Origin of the sequence: Bacillus sp. bc15, assembly GCF_900142585.1 — a bacterium.
Classification (GTDB): Bacteria; Bacillota; Bacilli; order Bacillales; family Bacillaceae_G; genus Bacillus_A; species Bacillus_A cereus.
In genome coordinates, this window is record NZ_FRBJ01000003.1 from 296,333 (window position 1) to 320,854 (window position 24,522).

The window sequence follows — 24,522 nt, forward strand, 5'->3', positions numbered from 1 at the left end:
TATTAAGAATTTTTTATATTGTAGTATCCTATAAGGCGTAAGCGAAATTCTTTTAATTCCGGATACACCTCTAAATTTGCTAACATACCTCTAATTACCGGAATTCTTGGATTAAGCAATCGCATTTCCGCCTCTAAAACATCTAATGTTACTAGCAGCTCATCGTCCTCTAATTGATCAGCTAGAGTGCGCTTAAATCCAATAATTTCTTTTAAAAAATGCTCTTTAACCTGTTCCTTAATGAGCTCTGATTTACAAAGAAATTCTCCAAGCTTTTCTTCATGTAAAATAGGCTCTTCCGAAGACTCTACCAAGCCATCTACTAGATTATCTACTCTTTTTAAAATAAAAGCAGAGACGTAAGATAAATCAATTTCTGTTGCTTGTAAAATAATTAATTCTAAATACCCACGGCATATGCCTTCCACCATAATTACTAAATCCAATAAATATGGCATAATCTTTTTACCATAAATGGACAATAAACTATTTCGATAAAATGCATGAGACTCTAACTTCATCCGCATCATAAAGTCTTCCACTTCTTTATTAAACGGAATCGCATTTTCTCTCGCATGCATAATAATAAACTCTTTATGCTTTTGTATATCATTAAACTGACAATGTAATTGTTTTGCAAATTTTTCACGTGGTAACAAAGACTCTTGCTCAATATCCAGCATTTTCTTTTGAATTTTGTCATAATAATATCGAAGTGTCGCTAATAAAAGCTCATCTTTCGATTTAAAGTACAAATAAAAAGCTCCCTTTGAAATACCACAAGTGGTGACGATTTCTTGTACCGACGTTGCATTTACACCCTTAGTCGCAAATAACTTCATAGCCGATTCTATAATTAAACGCTCTTTTTCTTTCATATCTTCTCTCCTAAATTTAATCTCGCATCTTATTATGGATTTATTATACCATCTCTTTTTATTGACGATTGACCAAACGGTCAGTTATATTATGTATTAGACTGACCAGTTGGTCAATATAATAAAAAGGGAGCGCAAACATGAACAAAATCATCAATTTCTCGTTAAAAAATAAGTTCGCAGTTTGGCTACTAACCATTATTGTTACTATTGCGGGAATTTACTCTGGCCTCAATATGAAGCTGGAAACAATTCCTGATATTACAACACCGATTGTGACAGTAACTACGGTCTATCCTGGTGCTACACCAGAAGAAGTAGCCGATAAAGTTTCAAAGCCGATGGAAGAACAACTACAAAATTTAAGTGGTGTTAACGTTGTTAGCTCATCATCTTTTCAAAACGCATCTTCTATTCAAGTAGAATACGATTTTGATAAAAATATGGAAAAAGCAGAAACAGAAATTAAAGAAGCTCTCACAAATGTAAAGCTCCCTGACGGTGTTAAAGACCCTAAGGTTTCACGAGTAAACTTCAATGCTTTTCCAGTTATTTCGTTAAGCGTAGCAAGCAAGAATGAATCTTTAGCTACCTTAACTGAAAATGTAGAAAAAAATGTTGTACCAGGATTAAAAGGACTTGATGGTGTGGCATCTGTTCAAATTGCAGGTCAACAAGTAGATGAAGTACAGCTCGTCTTCAAGAAAGATAAAATGAAAGAACTAGGACTAAGTGAAGATACTGTAAAAAATGTGATTAAGGGATCGGATGTATCTTTACCACTTGGCTTATACACATTTAAGGACACGGAAAAATCAGTTGTTGTAGATGGCAATATTACAACGATTAAAACATTAAAAGAACTTAAAATCCCAGCTATACCTTCATCACCTAACGGTCAAGGTAGTCAAAATGCTGGCGCTGGCGCACAAACGCCACAAATGAATCCAGCTGCTATGAACGGGATTCCAACAGTTACATTAGACGAAATTGCTGATATTAAAGAAGTTGGGAAAGCAGAATCCATTTCTCGAACAAATGGAAAAGAAGCAATTGGAATTCAAATTGTGAAGGCCTCTGATGCAAATACAGTTGATGTTGTAAATGCAGTAAAAGATAAAGTAAAAGATCTTGAGAAAAAATATAAAGATTTAGAGATTATTTCAACATTCGACCAAGGTGCACCTATTGAAAAATCAGTTGAAACAATGCTGAGCAAAGCAATTTTCGGTGCTATCTTTGCGATTGTTATTATTATGCTGTTCCTACGAAATATTCGAACAACGTTAATCTCTGTCGTTTCAATACCACTTTCTTTATTAATTGCTGTTTTAGTCATAAAGCAAATGGATATTACGCTTAATATTATGACACTTGGAGCAATGACCGTTGCTATAGGCCGCGTTGTCGATGACTCAATTGTTGTTATTGAAAATATTTACCGACGTATGTCGTTATCAGAAGAGAAATTGCGCGGAAAAGATTTAATTCGTGAAGCTACGAAAGAAATGTTTATCCCAATTATGTCTTCTACCATTGTAACAATTGCTGTATTTTTACCACTTGGACTAGTAAAAGGTATGATTGGTGAAATGTTCTTACCATTCGCCTTAACTATCGTCTTCGCTTTATTAGCATCATTACTAGTAGCTGTTACAATCGTACCGATGCTAGCTCACTCTTTATTTAAGAAAGAGAGTATGAGGGAAAAAGAAGTACATCATGAAGAAAAACCAAGTAAATTAGCAAATGGTTATAAACGCATACTTGCATGGGCTTTAAATCACAAAATTATTACATCAAGTATCGCTGTCCTTCTATTGGTTGGTAGTCTTGCACTTGTACCAGTTATCGGTGTAAGTTTCTTACCTTCTGAAGAAGAAAAAATGATTATTGCAACATATAATCCTGAACCAGGTCAAACGTTAGAAGACGTTGAAAAAATTGCAACAAAAGCTGAGAAGCACTTCCAAGATAATAAAGACGTCAAAACAATTCAGTTCTCATTAGGTGGAGAGAATCCAATGAGTCCTGGTCAATCAAACCAAGCAATGTTCTTCGTGCAATATGATAACGACACGAAAAACTTTGAAAAAGAAAAAGAACAAGTCGTGAAAGATTTACAAAAGATATCTGGAAAAGGTGAATGGAAAAACCAAGACTTCGGAGCAAGTGGCGGTAGTAATGAAATTAAACTATACGTTTACGGAGATAGCTCAGAAGACATTAAGCCTGTCGTAAAAGATATTCAAAATATCATGAAGAAAAATAAAGACTTAAAAGATATAGATTCTAGTATTGCAAAAACATATGCAGAGTACACTTTAGTCGCAGATCAAGAAAAGCTGAGTAAAATGGGCTTAACGGCTGCTCAAATTGGAATGGGACTTTCTAATCAACATGATCGACCTGTTTTGACAACAATTAAAAAAGACGGTAAAGATATCAATGTATATGTAGAAGCTGAAAAACAAAATTATGAAACAATCGATGACTTAACAAATCGTAAAATTACAACACCACTTGGTAATGAAGTAGCTGTGAAAGATGTTATGACTGTAAAAGAAGGCGAAACATCGAATACAGTAACACACCGAGATGGCCGTGTTTATGCAGAGGTTAGTGCCAAATTAACATCTGATGACGTTTCAAAAGCATCTGCTGCAGTACAAAAAGAAGTAGATAAAATGGATCTTCCTTCTGGTGTAGATGTTTCTATGGGCGGTGTTACTAAAGATATTCAAGAATCATTCAAGCAACTTGGCCTAGCGATGTTAGCTGCGATTGCCATTGTATACTTCGTTCTTGTCGTTACATTTGGCGGTGCCCTTGCACCATTCGCAATTTTATTCTCGCTACCATTTACAATTATCGGAGCTCTTGTCGCCTTATTAATCTCTGGCGAAACATTAAGTGTATCTGCAATGATCGGTGCGCTTATGTTAATTGGTATCGTTGTAACAAATGCTATCGTGCTTATCGACCGCGTTATTCATAAAGAAAATGAAGGTCTATCAACACGTGAAGCTTTATTAGAAGCTGGTGCAACACGCCTTCGTCCGATTTTAATGACTGCAATTGCAACAATCGGGGCTCTTATCCCGCTTGCATTAGGATTTGAAGGTAGCGGCTTAATTTCTAAAGGACTTGGTGTAACAGTAATTGGTGGATTAACAAGTTCAACGTTATTAACACTTCTTATTGTTCCAATCGTTTATGAAGTATTAAGCAAGTTCAAAAAGAAAAAAGCAAAATAACAAAAAAATAACCTCGCAGTTAGCGAGGTTATTTTTTATTTCCGAATACGATTAGGAAATCACCATATCCTTCTTTCTCTAATTCCTCTTTTGGAATAAATCGAAGGGCTGCAGAGTTAATACAGTAACGAAGACCATCTGGTCCTGGACCGTCTGGAAATACGTGCCCAAGATGTGAATCTCCTTCCTTACTTCTCACTTCTGTACGAGTCATATTATGACTTACATCCATCTTTTCTTTCACACTTGCTGACATAACTGGTTTTGTAAAACTAGGCCATCCACATCCACTATCAAATTTATCTAGAGAAGTAAACAACGGCTCACCTGAAACGATATCTACATAAAGACCTTCCTCTTTATGGTTCCAATACTCATTTCGAAATGGTGGTTCTGTACCATTTTCCTGCGTTACATAAAACTGCATCTCATTGAGTTTTTCTTTTAAATGAGCATTATCCTTTGGCCAATGTTGCTTAATAAAAGCATCTCGTCCTGAGCCTTTACGATATAACTCATAGCGGAATGTATTTTTCTTATGATATCCTTGATGATATTCTTCAGCTGGATAAAATGTAGCTGCTGGCAATATTTTTGTCGCAATTGGTTTTGAAAAGCGCCCACTCTGCTCAAGTTCTTCTTTTGAGGCTTCTGCTTTTTTATGTTGTTCTTCATTATGATAAAAAATCACTGTTTCATAAGACTGTCCGCGGTCGTGGAATTGTCCTCCAATATCGGTCGGATCAATTTGTCTCCAATATATATTTAACAATTCCTCATACGACATTTTATTTGCATCAAATGTAATTTGTACCGCTTCATAATGTCCTGTTGTTTCTGAGCATACTTCTTTATACGTTGGGTCCTCTTTATGACCGCCTGTATAACCTGAAACAACCTGTATAATTCCCTCCATCTCTTCAAATGGAGAAACCATACACCAGAAACACCCTCCAGCAAATGTAGCCAATTCTATCTTTTCATTTACAGCCATTACTTCACCCCTATTCTATATTCTCCTTACAGTATGGCATAAGAAACATAATGTTATAAAAGAAAAAGCATCGAACATCGATGCTTTTTCTCTACTTCACTTTATTTTGTTCCAACATCCTTCTCAATTTCATCACTTGTCACGTCTAAAACATCTAGTAAGAAAATGAAGATTGGAATACCGATAATCAGTCCCCATACACCTAAGAAGTGCTCTGAGAAAATTAATACCATAAAAGTATAGAAAATCGGTAAATTTGTTTTTTGTGACATAAACTTCGGATTTAATACGTAACTTTCAAGCGCATGAATCACTGTTACTATAACTAAAATATAAACAACGTACATAATACCGCCAATATTGTAAGCAATCATACAAAGTGGGAATAACGAAATGATAACCCCCGCTACTGGAATTAAGCCAAGCAAGAAGATCATTAACGCTAAACCTAATAATTGCGGGAATCCTAATATCCATAGTGCAATCACGGATAAAACACAGTTAACAACTGCAATTAAAAATTGTGCTTCGATTACTTTTCCGAATGAACGTGCAAATTTCTTACCGAAGTACTCAATTTCAGTATAGAAAATTGCAAGCCTGCTTTCTTTAAACTTTGCAGTAAAACCAACAATACGAGATTTTTCTAGTAAGAAAAACAAACTCAAAATTAAAGAAAGTAAAACTTGAAGGCCAAATTTACCAACATTCGTAATTGATTTATACAAAATGTCTACGCCTTGTCCTACATATTTAGAAAGCTCCATATGATTGACAGCATTAACTGCATACTTAATTAGTTCACTATCTGGTGGGTTTCTTAAAAATACATTGAATTGGTAAATCAATTGTGAAATTTGTATCGTTAATACTGGTAAATATTTAAATAGAGTAATAGCAATTCCACCAATTAACATTACATATAGAAATGCTATAATAATTTTTCGATTAATAGGCATGAAATGATCTAATTTGCGGGAAATAAACTTTTGGAATCGATCCATTAAATACGTGAGAATAAACGTAATTAATATTAAATTCAACATACTTTGCAGCCCGTATAACACGAGAGCAAGTATTACTAATACGAGTAACCTCTGAAATCCTTTGCTTTGAAACAGGTTTTTTATTTGCATAATCGACGAATACTCTCTCCTGTCCTATAAACTAAAACGTTAATAAGTAGATTTCTCTCTCTTTTCTACTTTTAATTATTCATTCATATTAAGATTTTTATAAACTCATTATATGCCTACCTTAACAGGTATATAGTAGCTTACTTCTTATTTTACAATACAATGACCTAATTCAAAACGTATTCTACATAGTATTAATGAAGATTTAAGGAAACTTACATTTTTTTAAATAGGTCTTACCACTACTGTAACATAAAAAGCAAGCTATCAGTAGAAATCTGTCCTACAAATAGCTTGCTTTTCTTATTTTTTAAGTAAGTTTTACTATCCAATGAATGGCATGAACATCGGGATGACAACTACTGTTACAACCCCAACTACCGTTACAGCAATACTTGCCATCGCTGCCTCTACCTCACCCATTTCAATTCCTACTGCAACTCCTAATGCATGGCCCGCTGTTCCAAGTGCTAAACCTTTTGCAATCGGATGTTTCACTCTAAATGTTTTTAAGAATAATGCTCCTAATGCGTATACGATAACTGCGTTGAAAATAACCGCAAACGACGTAATTGCAGGAATACCACCAATACTTTCTGAAATTGGTAACGCAATTGCTGTTGTTGCTGCTTGTGGTAGCATTGAATTCATTACTGCTGTATCTAAACCGATTGCTTTTGCAACAATGAACACGACAATTACTGAACAAATAGATCCAACCACGATAGCTGATAAAATTTGCCACCAATATTTTTTCAACTTATCCACTTGTTTATATAGTGGGATAGCGAATGCAATTGTTGCTGGCTCTAAGAAGAAACTAATCATTTTTCCACCAGTATTATATTCTTCAAAAGTAAAGTTACCTACCTTTAGAAAGACAATCCCTAATACCATCGCTACGAATAATGGTGTAAATAGGAAGAACCCTTTTGAATGCTTGAATAATAATGTTCCGATTCCGTATGCGATTAATGAAACGACGATTCCGAAATATGGAGTCATTGTGCTTGCCATGTTCATTACCTCCTAACAATATATAAATTCAATGGTTACGCAACCTTTCCGTGCTTGCGTCCTTTATTTACTACTTTCAATTCTTTTGTATCTTCTGTTTCTTTTTCATCTTTTCCTAAAATGAATTGTGCAAATAATCCTGTTACAGCGAGTAAAATAACTGTCGCTACAACAATTACAGTTAAAATTTGTACAAAGTATTGCCCCATTACACCAAGAGAATTAATAACTGAAATACCTGATGGGACGAAAAGGAATCCGATAATACCGGTTAAAGCTGTTCCAAGTGATTCAACTTGCTCCAATTTAATTACTTTTAAACATAATAGACTAAATAAAATAACTAACCCGATTACCGATGAAGGCATTGGAATTGGTAAATGCGTTGCAATAATATTTGAAATTAACATAATAGCTGAGAATATAAATGCTTGTGATAAGAAACTATATACTTTTTTCGTACTCATTTTGGCCACCTCTTTCGATTTGGTACCTTTATTGTATAGGATATAAACACTAAAGTAAGCGTTTACATAATGGAACGTCAAATATACAGAATCAGTTACAAATATAAAAGGATGAAATACAAAAGCTACTTCTTAAATACGAAGCAGCTTCTTGAGTTCTTTTGCATATGTACGGCTAACAGGTACTTTCGATCCTTCTTTCATGATTAAATTATAAGTAGAATTGAACCATGGCTGAATTTCAGTAATATGATTAATATTCGCAATAAAGCTACGATGGATGCGCATGAAGCTTGCTTGTGGTAACTTCTTCTCTAAAATTACAAGTGTATCATGTGTTACATACGTTTCCCTCATTGTTTTTACTGTTACTTTCCCATCTACAAGCCCTACATATATAATGTCTTCAATATTCACAAGTACGATTGATTCTTCAATTGGTAATGCTAATTTATGCATCTCTGCCGCTACATCTGTCCCCTTTATTTCGTGCTTCGTTTCTATTTGCGCTTGTTTTTGTTTTTTATACTTCTTTAATGTTTGCACAATACGTTCTTCATCAAATGGTTTTAAAATGTAGTCTAACGCATCTACTTCAAATGCTTGCAGCGCATATTGATCATAGGCAGTAGCAAATACAATTGCAGGTGGATTTTTCATCTTCTTTAATATATTCGCGATTTCAAATCCGTTATCATCGGATAATTGAATATCTAAAAACACAATATCTGGTCTACTTTGCATTAGTTCTTCTAATGCGTCTTCCACACAATCAGCCTCACCAACTATCTCAACTTCTTTCGTTCTCTCTAATAAATACTTTAGTTCATCACGTGCTAACATTTCATCGTCAACTACTAATACTTTTAACACCCGGCTCTTCCTCCCCTACTTTTTTTGGAATAATAAAGGTAATCTCCGTCCCTTTATTTAATTCACTTTCGATATGAAGCATCGTTTCTTTCCCAAATAACCCAATAAGACGTTCATTAATATTATATAAAGCTGTTCCAGTCCCTTTCTTTGATGAAACTACCATCTTTCCTAATTGTTCTAAACGTTCTTCCTCAATTCCCTGTCCATTATCTTTTACTTCAAAGTGAACCATACCCTCTTTTTCAAAAACATGCACTTCCACTTCGCATATTGGTTGCTTCTTCGGAAAAGCATGTCGCAATGCATTTTCAACCAATAGTTGAAGAACGAATGGTGGTACTAAAGTTGTCTTTAGCTCATCCTCAATATACATCTTTACCTCATACTTATTTGGGAACCTTGCTTGTTCTAGTGATAAGTATGCCTGTACGTGGTTTAATTCTTGCTCTAGTGGAATCAATAACTGACGTGCCCCTTGCAAATTACAACGAAAATACACGCTCAGCTGTAATAATAACTTCCTTGCTTTTTCTACATCTGTTCGGCATAAAGCTGATACTGTATTAATCGCATTAAATAAAAAGTGCGGGTTAATTTGTGCTTGTAATGCTTTTATCTCCGCATCTTGAAGTAATTTACTTTGCAACTCAGCTTCTCCTAACTCTAACTGCGTGGAGAATATCTTTGCTAACCCCTCTGCTAATTCTTCTTCAACGCGACTTAACTGGTTAGAATTTTTAAAATACAGTTTTAATGTACCTATCGTATTTCCATGTGAAGTTAGTGGAATAACAATAGCGGCTTGTAAGGGACAGCTTTCATGTTGGCAATTAATAACCTCACGTGATTTCGCCTTCATTATTTGCCCTGTATGTAAAACTTCTTTTGATAAACCAGTTATTAAACTATGTGAAGGAATATGGTGATCTGATGCTAATCCAACGTGCGCTAATATTTTCTCTGTATCTGTTAAAGATACCGCATCCGTTCCTGTAAAGCGGTGAATAATTTGTGCCACATGCTTACACGATTCTTCTGTTAAGCCTTGACGAAAATACGGTAACGTTTTATCAGCAATACGCAATACTTTATGAGTCTGAAGTGCTTTTGCATTCTCCTCCTGACGCAAAATAGCTTGTATCATAGAAAGTAAAATAAAACTTCCAAAACTATTTACAAGAATCATCGGTATCGCTATTGTTTTCACAACGCTAATTCCATCCTCTATAATTAATAAAATCATAAGCATTTCTAAAGATACGATAAAAACACTTAAAACTGCTGAAAACTTAGGAGTAATTGTACGATTATATTTTTTGAAAATATATCCGATATAACCAGTTATAATCCCCGCTAAAATAGAAGAGATTGCGCAGCTTAGCGCTGTCGTACCACCAAGCATATAACGATGAATACCAGCAATAAACCCTACTCCAACCCCTACGATAGGGCCACCAAGTAAGCCACTAATACCAACACCCATAATACGTGTATTCGCAATTGTACTTGACGAAGAAACACCTTGTAACCAATTTTCATTCATAATCGTATTTCCTGCTATTTCAATCCCAGTGTAATTGCTTACAATTGTAAATACCGAAAAAATACAAATAAGCTTAAGCTTATCTACATAGCCGTCCTGTTTATGAAGGAGGCGCCTGAAAGTTTTAATATGAGAGAGTAAAAATCCTAAAATAACTATAAGTCCGACTCGTTCAATCATCATGAGTACTAAATTTAGCATCTTTGATTCATTCCTTTTTATTTAGTTAGTTTTATTATGGGAAAATAATGAAGTCGGCGTCAAGAAGAACGAAATGTTTTTTGAAATATTTTACACATAATAACTTCCTCTTTATTTGACAATACAATAGAAGAGTGCTAAAAATAAAGTAATATAATACAGGCCTTTAACCCAACCCCGTGAGGTTGAGAAGGAAGTCGGAATACAATATACGTATGTTCTTTTCTTGGGGATACGTATGCTTTTTGACCTTCTCATCATATCAGGTGAGAAGGCCTTTTGTTATTCTTCCATAGCGACTGTAGAAAATAAGGAGGAGTAATAATGAACGTCACTACTGATGTACAACAAATAACAGAGGAGACGAAAGCGAAAAGATATAAAACATTATTTGGTTCTGCGCTAGGATATGCAGCAGAAGGTTTAGATATGTTGCTATTATCTTTCGTACTTGTCTATATTTTAAAAGAGTTTCACTTAAGTCCTGTTGAAGGTGGAAACTTAACATTAGCTACCACAATAGGGATGTTAATTGGTTCTTATTTATTTGGATTTATTGCTGATTTATTTGGACGTATTCGTACAATGGCCTTCACAATCTTACTGTTTTCACTAGCAACCGCACTCATTTATTTCGCAACAGACTACTGGCAATTATTAATTCTTCGCTTTTTAGTTGGAATGGGAGTTGGTGGTGAATTCGGAATCGGAATGGCCATTGTAACAGAAACATGGTCTAAAGAAATGCGCGCTAAAGCGACATCTGTTGTTGCACTTGGATGGCAATTTGGTGTACTGGTTGCTTCACTCCTTCCAGCATTTATTGTCCCGCATTTTGGATGGAGAGCCGTTTTCTTATTTGGATTAATTCCAGCTTTACTAGCTGTCTATGTCCGTAAAAGTTTAAGTGAACCGAAAATATGGGAGCAAAAACAACGCTACAAAAAAGAACTATTGCAAAAAGAAGCTGCAGGTAAATTAACACCTACTGAAGCAGAACAACTAAAACATATAAAAAAATTCCCACTTCGAAAGTTATTTGCCAGTAAAAAAGTAACAATCACAACAATCGGTCTTATTATTATGTCATTTATCCAGAACTTCGGATATTACGGAATCTTCACATGGATGCCAACTATTTTAGCAAATAAATATAACTATACATTAGCAAAAGCAAGTGGCTGGATGTTCATTTCTACCATCGGTATGCTAATTGGAATTGCAACCTTTGGTATTCTAGCTGATAAAATTGGTCGTCGTAAAACTTTTGCAATTTATTATATTGGCGGTACAGTATACTGTCTCATTTACTTCTTCTTATTCACAGATTCAACATTATTATTATGGGGAAGTGCATTGCTTGGATTCTTTGCAAATGGAATGATGGGAGGATTTGGGGCAATTTTAGCTGAAAACTATCCTGCTGAAGCTCGCTCTACCGCAGAAAACTTTATTTTCGGTACAGGACGTGGATTAGCTGGATTTGGGCCTGTTATCATCGGCTTACTCGCTACAGGTGGCAACCTACTTGGAGCATTATCCCTGATTTTTATCATCTACCCAATCGGGTTAATTACAATGCTACTATGTGTACCAGAAACAAAGGGAAAAGTATTAGATTAAACGTAAAAGAGGAAGCATCTCATTTAAGATGCTTCCTCTTTTACGTTTTTATTTATTTTGATTTACTAGCCTTCTGAAATAAGAATGCAGTTTTATCTTCTTCTTTTACAATACCTTGTTTTAATGCTAATTCTCCCGCAACTTTAGGCGCTAACCATAGCATCGGGAATAACAAAATTGATACCGGAACTGCCGTCACTACGATAAACGATTGTAGCGCATTAATACTTCCTTCACCCATATATAAAAGAATTGCTGCAACTGCTCCCATAATAAGCGACCAAAAAATTCGCAAACTAATTCTAGGATCTCCGTCTCCAGTCACTGCCATTGAAATGGAATACGCCATTGAATCTCCTGTTGTCACTACAAATAAAATTGTTAATAAAAGAAATGCTGGTCCAATAATATTAGAAAGTGGCAATTGTCCTGTAATTGCAATCATAGCTGCCGGCATACCAGATTCACTTAATGCATCCGAGATAGAACCAGGATTCATTAACTCATAAAACACACCTGATCCACCTAATATAGTAAACCAAAACGTTGTAATAATAGGTGCGATAATTCCAATTGCAATGATGATTTCTCGAATCGTTCTCCCTCTTGAAATTCGACTCACTAAAATTGCCATCATTGGTCCGTATCCAATAAACCATCCCCAGAAAAAGATTGTCCAAGATCCTAACCAACTTGTATCACCACGGTATGTGCTCATCGGTATAAACTCACTTACATAAAATCCAAACGAAGAAACAAACGAATCAATAATAAATCCACCTGGCCCAAATAGTAATATGAATGCCATTAACAAAATTGCTAATCTAACATTTAAATTACTTATAATTTGAATCCCTTTATCAATACCTGTTACTGCCGATATGGTAGACACGGCCACTACACAAACAATAATTGCTAATTGAGTAGTAAATACATTAGAAATTCCAAATAATTCTTGTAACCCATAACTTGCTTGTAAACCTAAAAATCCAATTGGGCCAATTGTACCTGCAGCTACTGCAATAATTGCAGCTGCATCAATTATCGTTCCAAGCAGGCTCTTTCTTAATTTTTCCCCAAAAATAGGATATAAAAGCGTTCGAGGTTTTAGCGGCATACCTTTATGATAATGTCCATACATCATAACTACCGCACTAATTGTACCTAAAATCGTCCATGCTAAAAATCCCCAATGCATATAACTTTGTGCTAAAGCAGGCATAACTGCTTCTTTCGTTCCAGCAGATATACCATCATGTATTGGTGGCACCGTCATCAAATGGTACATTGGCTCTGCTGCTGCCCAAAAAACGCCACCTCCGGCAAGTAATGTAGACATAATAATAGCAAGCCATTTTGCCGTACTAATCTCAGGTTTTTCTAATCCCCCAAGTTTAACTCTCCCATATTTGGAGAACGCCATACACATCGCAACAATAAATGTACCTAATAATAAAACTTGCCAGAAGGCACCAAAATATTTAATTGAAAAAGCGAAACTGTTATTAATCGCACTCTCTACATAATCCTTGTTCAAAAAAACTGCAATTACAAATAATAAAAGTGAACCACCGCTAATAATAAACACAGGCCAATCAGTTTTTCGACTCTTCATCCTCATTTACACTTCCTCCTTCCTCAGCAATCTAAAAAAACAACTTTATTATGTTTTATTGTTTAAACCCAAAACACAATAATTATATATGCATAACATTTTATCGACTTCCCACATACTTATGTTGTCCCTAAAAACATGCCAAATCCCTTATTAAAAAGAAAAAATCTCTTTCTCTTACATAAAAAAGCAAAACAAAAGACCTTATATTTCTATAAGGTCTTCGAAACAGAAATTTGATTATAACATAAGGAACTCCTTGGTTCAAAAATCCTCTTCCAAAAATAACCGAGAGTAAAGGCTTCCATTTGCTACATAACAGTAATTAAAAAAAATATATTTTGCAGAAAAAAACTGCACTAAATATTATTTATGAAAGAAATTTGGCTTCAAAATTTCATTCGGATACGGTTTATGATAAATATGAGTGGTAGCTGGAGACAATGGTGGAATAAGCCACACCCAATTACCTGTTACAACACGACCACAAGCAGCTTCTTGCTTCTCAAATTGCTGAAATTGTTGTGCAGCAGTATGATGATCAACAATACTAACTCCTTGTTTTTTAAAAGAGTGTAGTACGGCAATATTCAACTCAATTAGCGCCTTATCCTTCCATAACGTACCGTTTCTCGATGTATCTAAATCCATCATCTCCGCAACAGCCGGAAGTAAATTATAACGATCATGATCCGCTAAGTTGCGCGCCCCAATTTCTGTTCCCATATACCATCCATTGAACGGAGCGGCTGTATAAGAAATACCGCCAATTTCTAAGCGCATATCTGAAATCATTGGAACCCCATACCATTTTGCTCCAAGTGATGAAATAGGGTATTCTGGGTGTTCAATTGGCACTTCTTTTACTTCTTTCCTCGGAATTTCTTTATATGTAGGCGCCTTCCCGTTTATAGAAAATACAAGTGGCAATACATCGAAATTCGTACCTTCTCCTTGCCAGCCAAGCTCCTGACAAAAGTCCGTAAATGTAGCAGAATGCGAGTCACCGATCACTCCCATTTCTGTTTTATATCCTGCATATCGAATCAATTGGTGATTATAAATTCGTATATTATTTTCCTCACCTTGATATTGCTTAAAAATCGTAATGGTTGGTTTAACTTTTCCATCGTTCGTTGCATATTTAATATGATGAATTAATGCATTATATACACCCTCTTCATCATTTACTTCGCGCGCATCTAATATGTGCATCTTACTCCAAAATAGTCTTCCAATACATCTATTACTGTTACGCCATGCCATTCGTGAACCATGAACAAGTTCTTCAAATGTATGCTCATATGTCCCTGTCTTCTCTATCTCAATTTGAATTTCTTTTATACGTTCTTCTATCAATTGTTCTTTATGAAACTCCTTATAACAAATCGTAATAAAATTACTTGCTTCCTCTATTAATTGTTTCGTTTTACTCATAAACAATCTCCTTCTATTTCAACAAAACCTTGCTACTTTACAGTATAAGCAAAAAGGATAGGAGTCACAAATGAAATTGAGAGTGTTACTTTTATTGTAATATTTTTCAGAAAATTAACAGACTTACTATTGACTTATATGGAAAATGGGTGTATTTTTGACTCAGGTAAAGTATTTTTACCTAGACCAACTTTTTAAATAGAAAGGAGGTAATGTTATGTCTTCATTTCAATTGCCAAAGCTTTCATATGACTATGATGAACTAGAGCCACATATCGATAGCAATACACTTTCCATTCATCATGGAAAGCACCATGCGACATACGTAAACAATTTAAATGCTACTTTAGAAAATTATACTGAATTACATAATAAATCTTTAGAAGAATTGCTATGTAATTTAGATGCTTTACCGAAGGAAATTGTTACAGCTGTAAGAAATAACGGTGGTGGTCACTATTGTCATAGTCTTTTTTGGGAAGTGATGAGCCCACGAGGTGGCGGTGAGCCTAATGGAGACGTTGCAAAAGTAATTGATTATTATTTCAATACCTTTGACAACTTAAAAGCTCAACTTTCCAAAGCAGCTATTAGTCGTTTTGGAAGTGGCTATGGATGGCTTGTTCTTGACGGTGAGGAACTCTCTGTTATGAGTACACCAAATCAAGATACGCCTTTGCAAGAAGGGAAAATCCCCTTACTCGTAATTGATGTATGGGAACATGCTTATTATTTAAAGTATCAAAATCGGCGCCCAGAGTTTGTTACCAATTGGTGGCATACAGTAAACTGGGACCAAGTAAACGAGAAGTATTTACAAGCAATTCAATCACAAAAACATTAGTCGTATGTATAAGGTAAATTTGGTAATGTAAAATCAGTATTGTCGAAATCCTCCAGAATCCCCCGGATTGCCACCGGGGGATTTATGATTACTTCATTGTATTTATATAATGTTTTAAAACATTTTTTATTTCTAGTTTCAGCTCTCGGAACAAAAATCCAAATTTACGAGCCTTTCCATTATGTAACGTACAGTTAGTTACCTCATTATAAGGAGCTATATTTTCTCCAGCTTCCTGGATGAGTGCTTTTATTCCCGTCTTCTCTTCTATGAAATGAATAATTTCTTCCGTAGAAACTACCCCGTTACTACAGGCGTTAATTGGTCCTTTCACATTTTCCATTCCGCACCAAGCTAGAAACTCTCCTGCCTCTTTTTCATGTATAAATGACAAAGTTCCATCTACATGATCCACAACGATAGGTTTTTGGTTCACAACACATTCAACGTAAAATTGTAACCTCTTCGTATAGTCATTTTCTCCAATAACAACTGGAAAACGCACTGCAACGACTGGGAATGTTGCATATTGAAATAAAACCGCTTCGGCTAATCGCTTTCCTTCACTATAATTAAAATCATTTCTATCTCCATATGTAATTGCATATTCGTATGGATTAAAGTCCTCTTCTAACAAACTTAATGCAGGTTCATAGACAGCCATTGAAGATGTCATAATATACTTCTTCGTTTTTCCTTTCAAAACTTCACATACCATTTTCGCTGCATTTGAACTATAGCATAAATTATCGTATACAATATCATAACTTTTTCCTTCTAGACGCTCTTCTAGTAGCTTTCTATCTTCTCTATCGACAATTATTCTTTTTACTGCGCTACCAAAAGAATCTTCAGTGACTCCCCTTGTGGCAATTGTTATATCGTGTCCAGCTTGCAAAAGGTACTCTACTAAATGTTTACCAAAAAACCTTGTTCCTCCTAGCACCAACACTTTCTTCAATTTCATCATCCCCATTTTCATGATTTATGAGATACCACCTCTTTTATTATAAAACGCTAATATATAAAAAAGCATGAAATCAGTTTAACGATTCCATGCTTTTATGCAGATCATATATTAACGTACTCGATATTTATAAATACAATAACAGAAGTACAAAATAGAAATTACTGATACATAAACCCATAGTTCATATACGAATCCCTCTCCCCATACTCCCATAAAATAAAATAGTGAAGGTAAAGTCAATGTTACCCATGATTGTACGAAGGCAATCCTTCCAAGATATTGATTGATGTTCTTCTTTTGTGTATTTAATACAAAGAATAAATACCAAAGTAATGCCCACATAAACCACGTTAATGCATTAACAACATCATGGAATTGAACAAATGAAACAACCATATAGAATAAAGCAATAATTGCTACCCAAATACAAAACCATCCTAGACCACTACTATCCATTCCTTTTATAAAAGTAACACCTACATATAAATAAGTTAATCCAAATAAGAAAGTAGCCGCATATGAATACACTGTCCAATTGCTTTGGTCAGAAATCATGATCAAATAAAACGGAATAATAATTTGTAGTGCACCCACAAATAAATTAAAAACACCCGCACTTTTCATCTCTGCTTTCCCTAATATAACAAGACTATTTAAAAATAAAGCTGCCCCTGAAAGTAATAATCCTATATAACCCATATATATTCGTGTGAAAATCTTTACCTTTCACACTTTTAACCTCCCCACACTATAAAGTGATACTGATATTATTTTTCTTCCCATTTAAAACTACATACATAATTTTTCATCTGAATAAGTCAGACCTCCTACCTTAAAAAGGAGCGAACTTAAAACGCTTTCAATAATAAATAATCCTATCAAAACATGAACTAGGATTCCTTGATTATAAACGGACTCTAGCAATGATACAAGTGTTGGAATACTTTTCAATAATACGCTTTCAATTTCTATAAAAAATTAATAAAATAATACATTCCTCTATCTCATTCTACTACCTTCTAGCATAAGATATTGTAAAATCATATCATTTTAAGAAAGGTTTGATATTTATGCCTCTTCATTATCCAAATCATTCTGTTTTTCACTCTACAGGTGTGTTAACAAGAGAGCCTGCAACTATTTCAGCAGTCGTAAACATTGTAAATTTAGATGCATATTACGCTCACTATGTAAATATAGAAGTGTGGGATTGGTCTAATTATTCTAATCCTGTAAAGTTACCTGTATTAATTGGTGAAAATGTAGAAGTAGAATTCCCATATGTTTTACAAGGCAATCATCTCGCAGTCTTTTATGCTAATTTAGATGAGACTGTTGATTTGTATGAAATACGTATTTCTTATCCCGCTCACTCCAATATTATTGCAAATTGTTTCGGGCGAAGTCTCCCACCATATACAAGTCAAGAGGGAAACACAGTATATCACAAACAACTTGTTCGAATTCATTAATTCCTCCTATTATGTAATAGGTGGTGGTCCGTAATACATTCTTTCTTATAAGAAAATTGTATTACGGACCTAAAACGCGATAGTACCCCTTAGCAGTTTTTGATTGTTTCAAACCCTCAATTTTGTATAAGGAATAGGCTTGATTCAAAACCTTTAATTTCTTTTAATAAATTTACATATGCTCGCTGAAATTGCTCTTGTGTTGCTGGCTGATCATAAGTGAAGCTTTAATTAGTGGGGGGTTTTACGGGCAGTTGATCCCCCATCTATATCCTTTCCGATAATTTGCCTTATTTATAACAATACCTCTGTAGCACTTTTCAATCTTCATTCACTTACTACTAGGCTATATTAAATACAATTTCGTTCTAAAACGAGAAATAGAACGCATACTTAATAATCAATACCTTTACTTACATTGAAAATATTGATTCCTACATGTGTTGCCAGCCAAATATTCCTATAAAATAGCGAACGTTCTTTTCTAGGTTCGCTAATAAACTTAATAGAAAATGAATATAAAAAATGACCTCTTGCTTTTATGCAAAGGTCATTTTTTTATTCATCATTAAACTTCTAAATAGCCATTTTTATTATTTGATTGCCATTTCCAAGAATCTGCACACATCTCTTCTAATCCGCGTGTTGCCTCCCAGCCTAATTCACGCTTCGCTTTAGATGCATCAGCAAAACACACTGCCACGTCACCTGGGCGACGCTCTGTAATTTTATAAGGAACTTTCTTGCCCGAAACTTTTTCAAACGCTTTAACCATCTCTAGTACACTATAGCCCATGCCTGTGCCTAGGTTATAAGCATCTACTCCTGTTGTATTCAGTACTTTCTCAAGCGCCTTTACGTGACCATTTGCTAAGTCCACAACATGAATGTAATCACGGACTCCCGTTCCATCTTTCGTTGGATAGTCATTTCCGAATACACTTAATTCTTTTAACTTACCTACTGCTACTTGCGTTACATATGGCATTAAGTTATTTGGAATTCCATTTGGATCTTCTCCAATACGCCCACTCTCGTGTGCACCAAATGGATTGAAATAACGAAGTAACGCGATACTCCATTCTGCATCTGCAAATGCTACATCACGCATAATTTGCTCAATCATTAATTTCGTTTGACCATATGGATTTGTTGCACTTAATGGAAACTCCTCCGTAATCGGTGACGTTTCCGGGATACCATATACAGTTGCAGATGAACTAAAGATCATCTTCTTTACATTATGTTTCTGCATTACTTCACATAGCACTAACGTGCTTGTAATGTTGTTATGATAATATGTTAATGGAATCGCTACTGACTCCCCTACAGCTTTAAATCCTGCAAAGTGAATAACTGCTTCAATTGCATTTTCTTCAAAAATTGCGTCAAGCGCTTCGCGATTTAAAACATCTTCTTTATAAAACTTAAATTGTTTTCCTGTTATTTCTTTCACTCGATTTATAGATTCTACCGAGCTATTCGAAAGGTTATCCACTACTATAACTTCGTAACCGCTATTTAGTAATTCTACACATGTATGACTACCAATATATCCTGCTCCACCTGTTACAAGTATTGCCATAATTATAGTCCTCCATATTTCATTCATTATAAACTTCTCAAAGTATATCACATATTTCTTATCCTATGTTTAACATGCGAACACAGAAACTTACATTTTATCCCATAATAATTTTATAACATATATGATTCTAATCAGGTAATAAAAAAACGCCACATAATTTTTATTATGTGGCGTTTTTTTATTAAATTACGTAACAATATACACTTAGAAAATGCGCAAGACTACCTAATAATACAAAAACATGAAAAATTTCATGATGCCCCATATATTTAAACTCTAACCATTTTGGCTTTGTTCCATAAATAAATCCACCAATTGTATAAAAAATGCCTCCAAGTACTAAGAAAATAATGCCTCCTGTACTTAAATTTTCAGCTAACGGTGCAAAGAATAAAACAATTAACCAACCCATCGTAATATAAATTGCTGTCGATAACCACCTTGGACAATTAAACCAAAACATCTTAAATACAATGCCACAAATCGCAGTTGCATAAACTAAACAAAATAATAGTAAACCACTTGCTGAATTTAATGTAATTAAGCAAAAGGGTGCATATGTACCTGCAATTAATATAAAAATCATAGAATGATCTAGCTTCCTAAAGAAGTAAATAACACGTTCATTGGCCACAACACTATGATACACAGCTGATGCCGTATAAAGGACCATCATTCCAATACCAAACAAAATAACAGCTGTAATTGCAGCAAATGATGGCATATTAATAGAAACTTTCACAAGCATAGCTAATAAGGCAATAAATGATAATATCGCTCCACCTAAGTGAGTAAATGCGTTAACTGGTTCCCTTACATAAGCATTCATAATAACACCCCTCATATAATTACATGTAGTTTTAATAACTACATGTAATTATATACACATTTCTTTTTAAGGTCAACATTTACAATTCATTTGTTTCGTAATACCATATTTAAAGATATATTAAACATTAAGTTCCACTAAGTTATAAAAGTGAGGGATTTTACGTGGAAAATATAAATGAATTACTTGAGACATTACATTTAGAAAAAAATATTAAACTTGAGGATATTCCAAATGTTGACTTATATGTAGACCAAGTTGTCCAACTATTTGAGAATACTTATGCAGATACAACAAGAACTGACGATGAAAAAGTATTAACAAAAACGATGATTAATAATTACGCAAAAGGGAAACTATTTATCCCTATCAAAAATAAAAAGTATTCAAAAGAGCATATGATTTTAATTAGCCTAATTTACCAATTAAAGGGCGCACTCTCCATTAACGATATAAAAAGTTCATTAGAAAATATAAATGACTCCTTATTAAACGATGATTCATTCGAATTAAATGCGGTATATAAAAATTATCTTGCTCTTACTGAAAGCAATGTCGAAAGCTTTAAACAAGACGTAAATAAACGTGTTACAGAAGTAAATGAGATTTCTTCCTTAGAAGATACAAAGCTAGAAAAATTTCTACTACTAACATCCTTTGTGACTATGAGTAATATGTATAGACGTTTAGCAGAGCAACTAGTTGATGATTTGAAAAAATCATAAATAAAAAACTATCCACCTATTAAAGTGGATAGTTTTTTATTTACTTAATTGCCTCATGCACTTTTAATTGTTTCCCTTTAATCGTTGTAGTCTTCATGACTTTCAAGACAAGTGGTCCTTTTCCATTTAATATTTCAACGTAAGAAACGTTATCTTGTATCGTAATAATGCCTATATCTTCTGCTGTAACACCTTTAATTTTAGCAATTGTACCGACGAAATCTACCGCTCTAATTTTCTTTTTCTTTCCGCCATTAAAGTACAGCTTCATAATGCCTTTGTTTATGTCAGCATTTTTATCTTTCTTTATAATTGGTTTAGCATGTATCTTTTCTTCAAATGCAGCTTTCTCTTTCATAACTTCTTCTTTTGAAGGTCCAATTGCCTTTGGAATTTCAAAACCAATATAATCCTCAATCTCTTCTAAAAATCTATTTTCATATGGTGTTATAAATGTAATAGCTTTTCCACTATTTCCAGCTCGTCCCGTTCTCCCAGTACGATGTACATAGCTTTCTTTTTCAAGTGGAATATCATAATTAATAACATGTGTAATATTATCAATATCGATTCCTCTCGCAGCCACGTCTGTTGCTACTAAATAACGGAATTTCCCTTTTCTAAAATCATCCATGACTTCAAAACGATCTTCTTGTACCATACCACCATGTATTTTGTCGCAAGGATAGTTAGCTCGTTTTAACTGTCTATATACATGATCTACATTTTCTTGTGTACGACAGAAAATAATACAACTATCAGGATTCTCAATCGTTGTTACATCTTTAAGTAGTGAAAGCTTCTCGTCTTCTATCACCTCAAAAAGAGTATGTTCAATTTTATCCGTTGTAATCCCGGCCGCTTTAATTTCAATATGAATTGGTGAATTCATATATGTACGAGATAATTTTTCAACATCTTCTGGAAGTGTTGCTGAAAATAACATTGTCATTCTTTTTGTAGGTAATTCATCAATAATTGCCTCTACTTGATCGATAAAGCCCATATTTAGCATCTCATCTGCTTCATCAATAACTAAATACTTCAAACACTCTAAAGAAAGGGTACCCTTTTCAATATGATCCAACACACGACCAGGAGTCCCAACTACAATATGTGTCTTTTGCTTTAATTCTAATTTTTGACGTGCAAATGGAGATTTCCCATAAACTGCCGCAGCCTTAATCCTTTTGAATCGACCTATATTCGTAATATCTTCTTTTACCTGTACCGCAAGCTCTCTCGTTGGTGTTAAAACTAATGCTTGTGGTTTATTCTCTTCCCACTCCACCATTTCACAAAGTGGAATACCAAATGAAGCTGTTTTTCCACTTCCAGTCTGGGACTTCACAACAAGATCCTTCTTTTGTAATGCGACTGGAATAACCTCACCTTGTACTTCTGTTGGATGATCATATCCTAACCCAGTAAGTGCCCTTACAATTTCCTTACTTAATTTATAATCAGAAAAACTTTTTTTACTCATATATTAACCTCATTTTATTCTGTATTATTTTCTTTTTTATCTTTTGTATACGTTACTATCACCCTACTTATTATACTTGAAACCTCACATAAAAAGGTGGATCATGCCAGATTCATCTTTTTATATAGAAATAAACCTTATCATTTCATATATTGTTCAACTAATTGATAACATCTTTTGCTCGTATTGTTAGCATTAACCCTTTCATAGTACCCTCGCCCTACCAAAAAATAAAAAGAATACATACAACCTTGTGTAATTATCTCAATTTTTCAACCTTTTCCATAAACGAACAATACAATTGAAAAAACTTTTTAAATTCGTTTTTAACGTTGTTTTTCAGATATAAAATCTACTTTTTCAAAAAATGTTAAGAAATCCTTTGACTTCTTAATAAAAATAATGTAAATTATCCTATGGACGAACATTTTTGATTAATAAAAATAAAATATTCGTATTTTAGGGGTGTAAATGATGGAAAACGTATTCGACTATGAAGATATTCAATTAATTCCTGCAAAATGTATTGTAAATAGCCGCTCTGAATGTGATACAACTGTCACTTTAGGAAAACATAAATTTAAATTACCTGTCGTGCCTGCAAATATGCAAACGATTATTGATGAAAGAATCGCAACTTATTTAGCTGAAAACAATTACTTCTATATCATGCATCGTTTCCAACCAGAGAAACGAATCTCATTCATTAGAGATATGCAATCACGTGGATTAATCGCTTCTATCAGCGTTGGTGTAAAAGAGGACGAATATGAATTCGTACAACAATTAGCTGCTGAGCAACTTACACCTGAATATATCACGATTGATATCGCACACGGTCATTCTAATGCTGTGATCAACATGATTCAACATATTAAAAAACATTTACCAGAGAGCTTCGTTATCGCTGGAAACGTTGGAACTCCAGAAGCGGTAAGAGAATTAGAAAATGCTGGTGCTGATGCAACAAAAGTTGGTATTGGACCTGGTAAAGTTTGTATTACTAAAATTAAAACAGGCTTCGGAACTGGTGGTTGGCAGCTAGCTGCACTTCGCTGGTGTGCAAAAGCTGCAAGTAAGCCAATTATCGCTGATGGTGGTATTCGTACACACGGCGACGTAGCTAAATCTATTCGATTTGGGGCAACTATGGTAATGATCGGTTCTCTATTCGCTGGTCACGAAGAGTCTCCAGGGGAAACTATCGAAAGAGATGGCAAACTTTATAAAGAATACTTCGGTTCTGCTTCTGAATTCCAAAAGGGTGAGAAGAAAAACGTTGAAGGTAAGAAAATGTTCGTTGAGCATAAAGGTTCTTTAGAAGATACGTTAATCGAAATGGAACAAGATCTTCAATCTTCTATCTCTTACGCTGGTGGAACAAAACTAGATGCTATTCGTACTGTAGATTATGTTGTCGTGAAAAACTCGATTTTCAATGGTGACAAAGTATATTAATTCTTAAATTTAAAAAGAAGGAGAAGCATTTCTATGCTTCTCCTTCTTTTTCATATATAAAAATGTAAAATATTTTTATTTTACTGAATTTTCTAGTATCATATTT

At 34.3% G+C, this 24,522-nt stretch carries 20 protein-coding genes and 1 pseudogene; 6 read left to right on the forward strand and 15 right to left on the reverse strand.

Annotated elements, in window-relative coordinates:
• Positions 1–2 precede the first annotated feature (2 nt).
• Positions 3–878: a TetR/AcrR family transcriptional regulator gene (locus BUA87_RS15215; RefSeq protein ID WP_071713901.1), complete on the reverse strand. Its 876-nt coding sequence runs from the start codon at positions 876–878 to the stop codon at positions 3–5.
• 140 nt (positions 879–1,018) lie between these two features.
• Here BUA87_RS15215 and BUA87_RS15220 point away from each other — a divergent pair, with 140 nt between their 5' ends.
• The gene (locus BUA87_RS15220) at positions 1,019–4,135 is read left to right on the forward strand and encodes an efflux RND transporter permease subunit (protein WP_071713900.1); all 3,117 of its coding nucleotides are present in this window, start codon (positions 1,019–1,021) and stop codon (positions 4,133–4,135) included.
• Positions 4,136–4,163: 28 nt separating this feature from the next.
• Here BUA87_RS15220 and msrB read toward each other — a convergent pair whose 3' ends face one another.
• The 6 genes from msrB to lytS form a co-directional block, all read right to left on the reverse strand.
• Entirely contained in the window at positions 4,164–5,129 is a 966-nt protein-coding gene (gene msrB, locus BUA87_RS15225) for a peptide-methionine (R)-S-oxide reductase MsrB (RefSeq protein WP_071713899.1), read from the reverse strand.
• 101 nt (positions 5,130–5,230) lie between these two features.
• Positions 5,231–6,265 (reverse strand): AI-2E family transporter, encoded by a 1,035-nt coding sequence (locus BUA87_RS15230; protein ID WP_001166009.1) that lies wholly within the window; start codon positions 6,263–6,265, stop codon positions 5,231–5,233.
• A gap of 324 nt (positions 6,266–6,589) precedes the next feature.
• Positions 6,590–7,282, reverse strand: a complete 693-nt coding sequence (gene lrgB / locus BUA87_RS15235; RefSeq protein ID WP_000168869.1) for an antiholin-like protein LrgB — start codon at positions 7,280–7,282, stop codon at positions 6,590–6,592.
• Positions 7,283–7,317: 35 nt separating this feature from the next.
• Positions 7,318–7,749, reverse strand: a complete 432-nt coding sequence (lrgA, locus tag BUA87_RS15240) for an antiholin-like murein hydrolase modulator LrgA (protein WP_000104901.1) — start codon at positions 7,747–7,749, stop codon at positions 7,318–7,320.
• Between the two features lie 132 nt (positions 7,750–7,881).
• Entirely contained in the window at positions 7,882–8,622 is a 741-nt protein-coding gene (locus tag BUA87_RS15245; protein WP_000921848.1) for a LytR/AlgR family response regulator transcription factor, read from the reverse strand.
• Entirely contained in the window at positions 8,600–10,369 is a 1,770-nt protein-coding gene (lytS, locus tag BUA87_RS15250) for a two-component system sensor histidine kinase LytS (protein ID WP_071713897.1), read from the reverse strand. The genes BUA87_RS15245 and lytS overlap by 23 nt, the downstream gene beginning before the upstream one ends.
• A gap of 324 nt (positions 10,370–10,693) precedes the next feature.
• Here lytS and BUA87_RS15255 point away from each other — a divergent pair, with 324 nt between their 5' ends.
• On the forward strand, positions 10,694–11,992 hold the full coding sequence (locus BUA87_RS15255) for an MFS transporter (RefSeq protein ID WP_016513283.1): 1,299 nt from the start codon (positions 10,694–10,696) through the stop codon (positions 11,990–11,992).
• Positions 11,993–12,044: 52 nt separating this feature from the next.
• On the opposite strand, the gene BUA87_RS15260 is transcribed toward BUA87_RS15255, so the two are convergent.
• Positions 12,045–13,613 carry a BCCT family transporter gene (locus BUA87_RS15260; RefSeq protein ID WP_072940184.1) on the reverse strand — a complete coding sequence of 523 codons (1,569 nt, stop codon included), beginning with the start codon at positions 13,611–13,613 and terminating at the stop codon, positions 12,045–12,047.
• 360 nt (positions 13,614–13,973) lie between these two features.
• Positions 13,974–15,044 carry a nitric oxide synthase oxygenase gene (locus tag BUA87_RS15265; RefSeq protein ID WP_071713895.1) on the reverse strand — a complete coding sequence of 357 codons (1,071 nt, stop codon included), beginning with the start codon at positions 15,042–15,044 and terminating at the stop codon, positions 13,974–13,976.
• Between the two features lie 217 nt (positions 15,045–15,261).
• Between BUA87_RS15265 and sodA the strand changes: the two genes are divergently transcribed.
• Positions 15,262–15,888, forward strand: a complete 627-nt coding sequence (gene sodA / locus BUA87_RS15275; protein ID WP_072940187.1) for a superoxide dismutase [Mn] — start codon at positions 15,262–15,264, stop codon at positions 15,886–15,888.
• 88 nt (positions 15,889–15,976) lie between these two features.
• Here sodA and BUA87_RS15280 read toward each other — a convergent pair whose 3' ends face one another.
• Together BUA87_RS15280 and BUA87_RS15285 are read right to left on the reverse strand one after the other, a co-directional pair.
• Complete coding sequence (locus BUA87_RS15280; RefSeq protein WP_000781720.1) at positions 15,977–16,870, reverse strand: NAD-dependent epimerase/dehydratase family protein; 894 nt, start codon at positions 16,868–16,870, stop codon at positions 15,977–15,979.
• Positions 16,871–16,966: 96 nt separating this feature from the next.
• Positions 16,967–17,557 carry an AmiS/UreI family transporter gene (locus tag BUA87_RS15285; protein ID WP_000540540.1) on the reverse strand — a complete coding sequence of 197 codons (591 nt, stop codon included), beginning with the start codon at positions 17,555–17,557 and terminating at the stop codon, positions 16,967–16,969.
• 371 nt (positions 17,558–17,928) lie between these two features.
• Here BUA87_RS15285 and BUA87_RS15295 point away from each other — a divergent pair, with 371 nt between their 5' ends.
• Complete coding sequence (locus BUA87_RS15295) at positions 17,929–18,330, forward strand: hypothetical protein (RefSeq protein ID WP_016079559.1); 402 nt, start codon at positions 17,929–17,931, stop codon at positions 18,328–18,330.
• Between the two features lie 119 nt (positions 18,331–18,449).
• On the opposite strand, the pseudogene BUA87_RS32160 reads toward BUA87_RS15295, so the two are convergent.
• The 3 genes and pseudogenes from BUA87_RS32160 to BUA87_RS15305 all read right to left on the reverse strand — a co-directional run.
• A pseudogene (locus BUA87_RS32160) lies at positions 18,450–18,652 on the reverse strand (glucanotransferase); the annotation flags it as partial.
• Positions 18,653–18,898: 246 nt separating this feature from the next.
• Positions 18,899–19,915 carry a UDP-glucose 4-epimerase GalE gene (galE, locus tag BUA87_RS15300; RefSeq protein ID WP_071713893.1) on the reverse strand — a complete coding sequence of 339 codons (1,017 nt, stop codon included), beginning with the start codon at positions 19,913–19,915 and terminating at the stop codon, positions 18,899–18,901.
• A gap of 184 nt (positions 19,916–20,099) precedes the next feature.
• Positions 20,100–20,747, reverse strand: coding sequence for a PAQR family membrane homeostasis protein TrhA (locus tag BUA87_RS15305; RefSeq protein WP_065229628.1), 648 nt, complete (start codon positions 20,745–20,747; stop codon positions 20,100–20,102).
• A 164-nt stretch (positions 20,748–20,911) separates the two neighbouring features.
• On the opposite strand from BUA87_RS15305, the gene BUA87_RS15310 reads away from it, so the two are divergent.
• Positions 20,912–21,472, forward strand: coding sequence for a DUF1836 domain-containing protein (locus BUA87_RS15310; RefSeq protein ID WP_000427876.1), 561 nt, complete (start codon positions 20,912–20,914; stop codon positions 21,470–21,472).
• Positions 21,473–21,512: 40 nt separating this feature from the next.
• Here BUA87_RS15310 and BUA87_RS15315 read toward each other — a convergent pair whose 3' ends face one another.
• Positions 21,513–22,958 (reverse strand): DEAD/DEAH box helicase, encoded by a 1,446-nt coding sequence (locus BUA87_RS15315; protein WP_016079555.1) that lies wholly within the window; start codon positions 22,956–22,958, stop codon positions 21,513–21,515.
• A 474-nt stretch (positions 22,959–23,432) separates the two neighbouring features.
• Here BUA87_RS15315 and guaC point away from each other — a divergent pair, with 474 nt between their 5' ends.
• Positions 23,433–24,416: a GMP reductase gene (guaC, locus tag BUA87_RS15320; protein ID WP_000432447.1), complete on the forward strand. Its 984-nt coding sequence runs from the start codon at positions 23,433–23,435 to the stop codon at positions 24,414–24,416.
• Positions 24,417–24,522 lie beyond the last annotated feature (106 nt).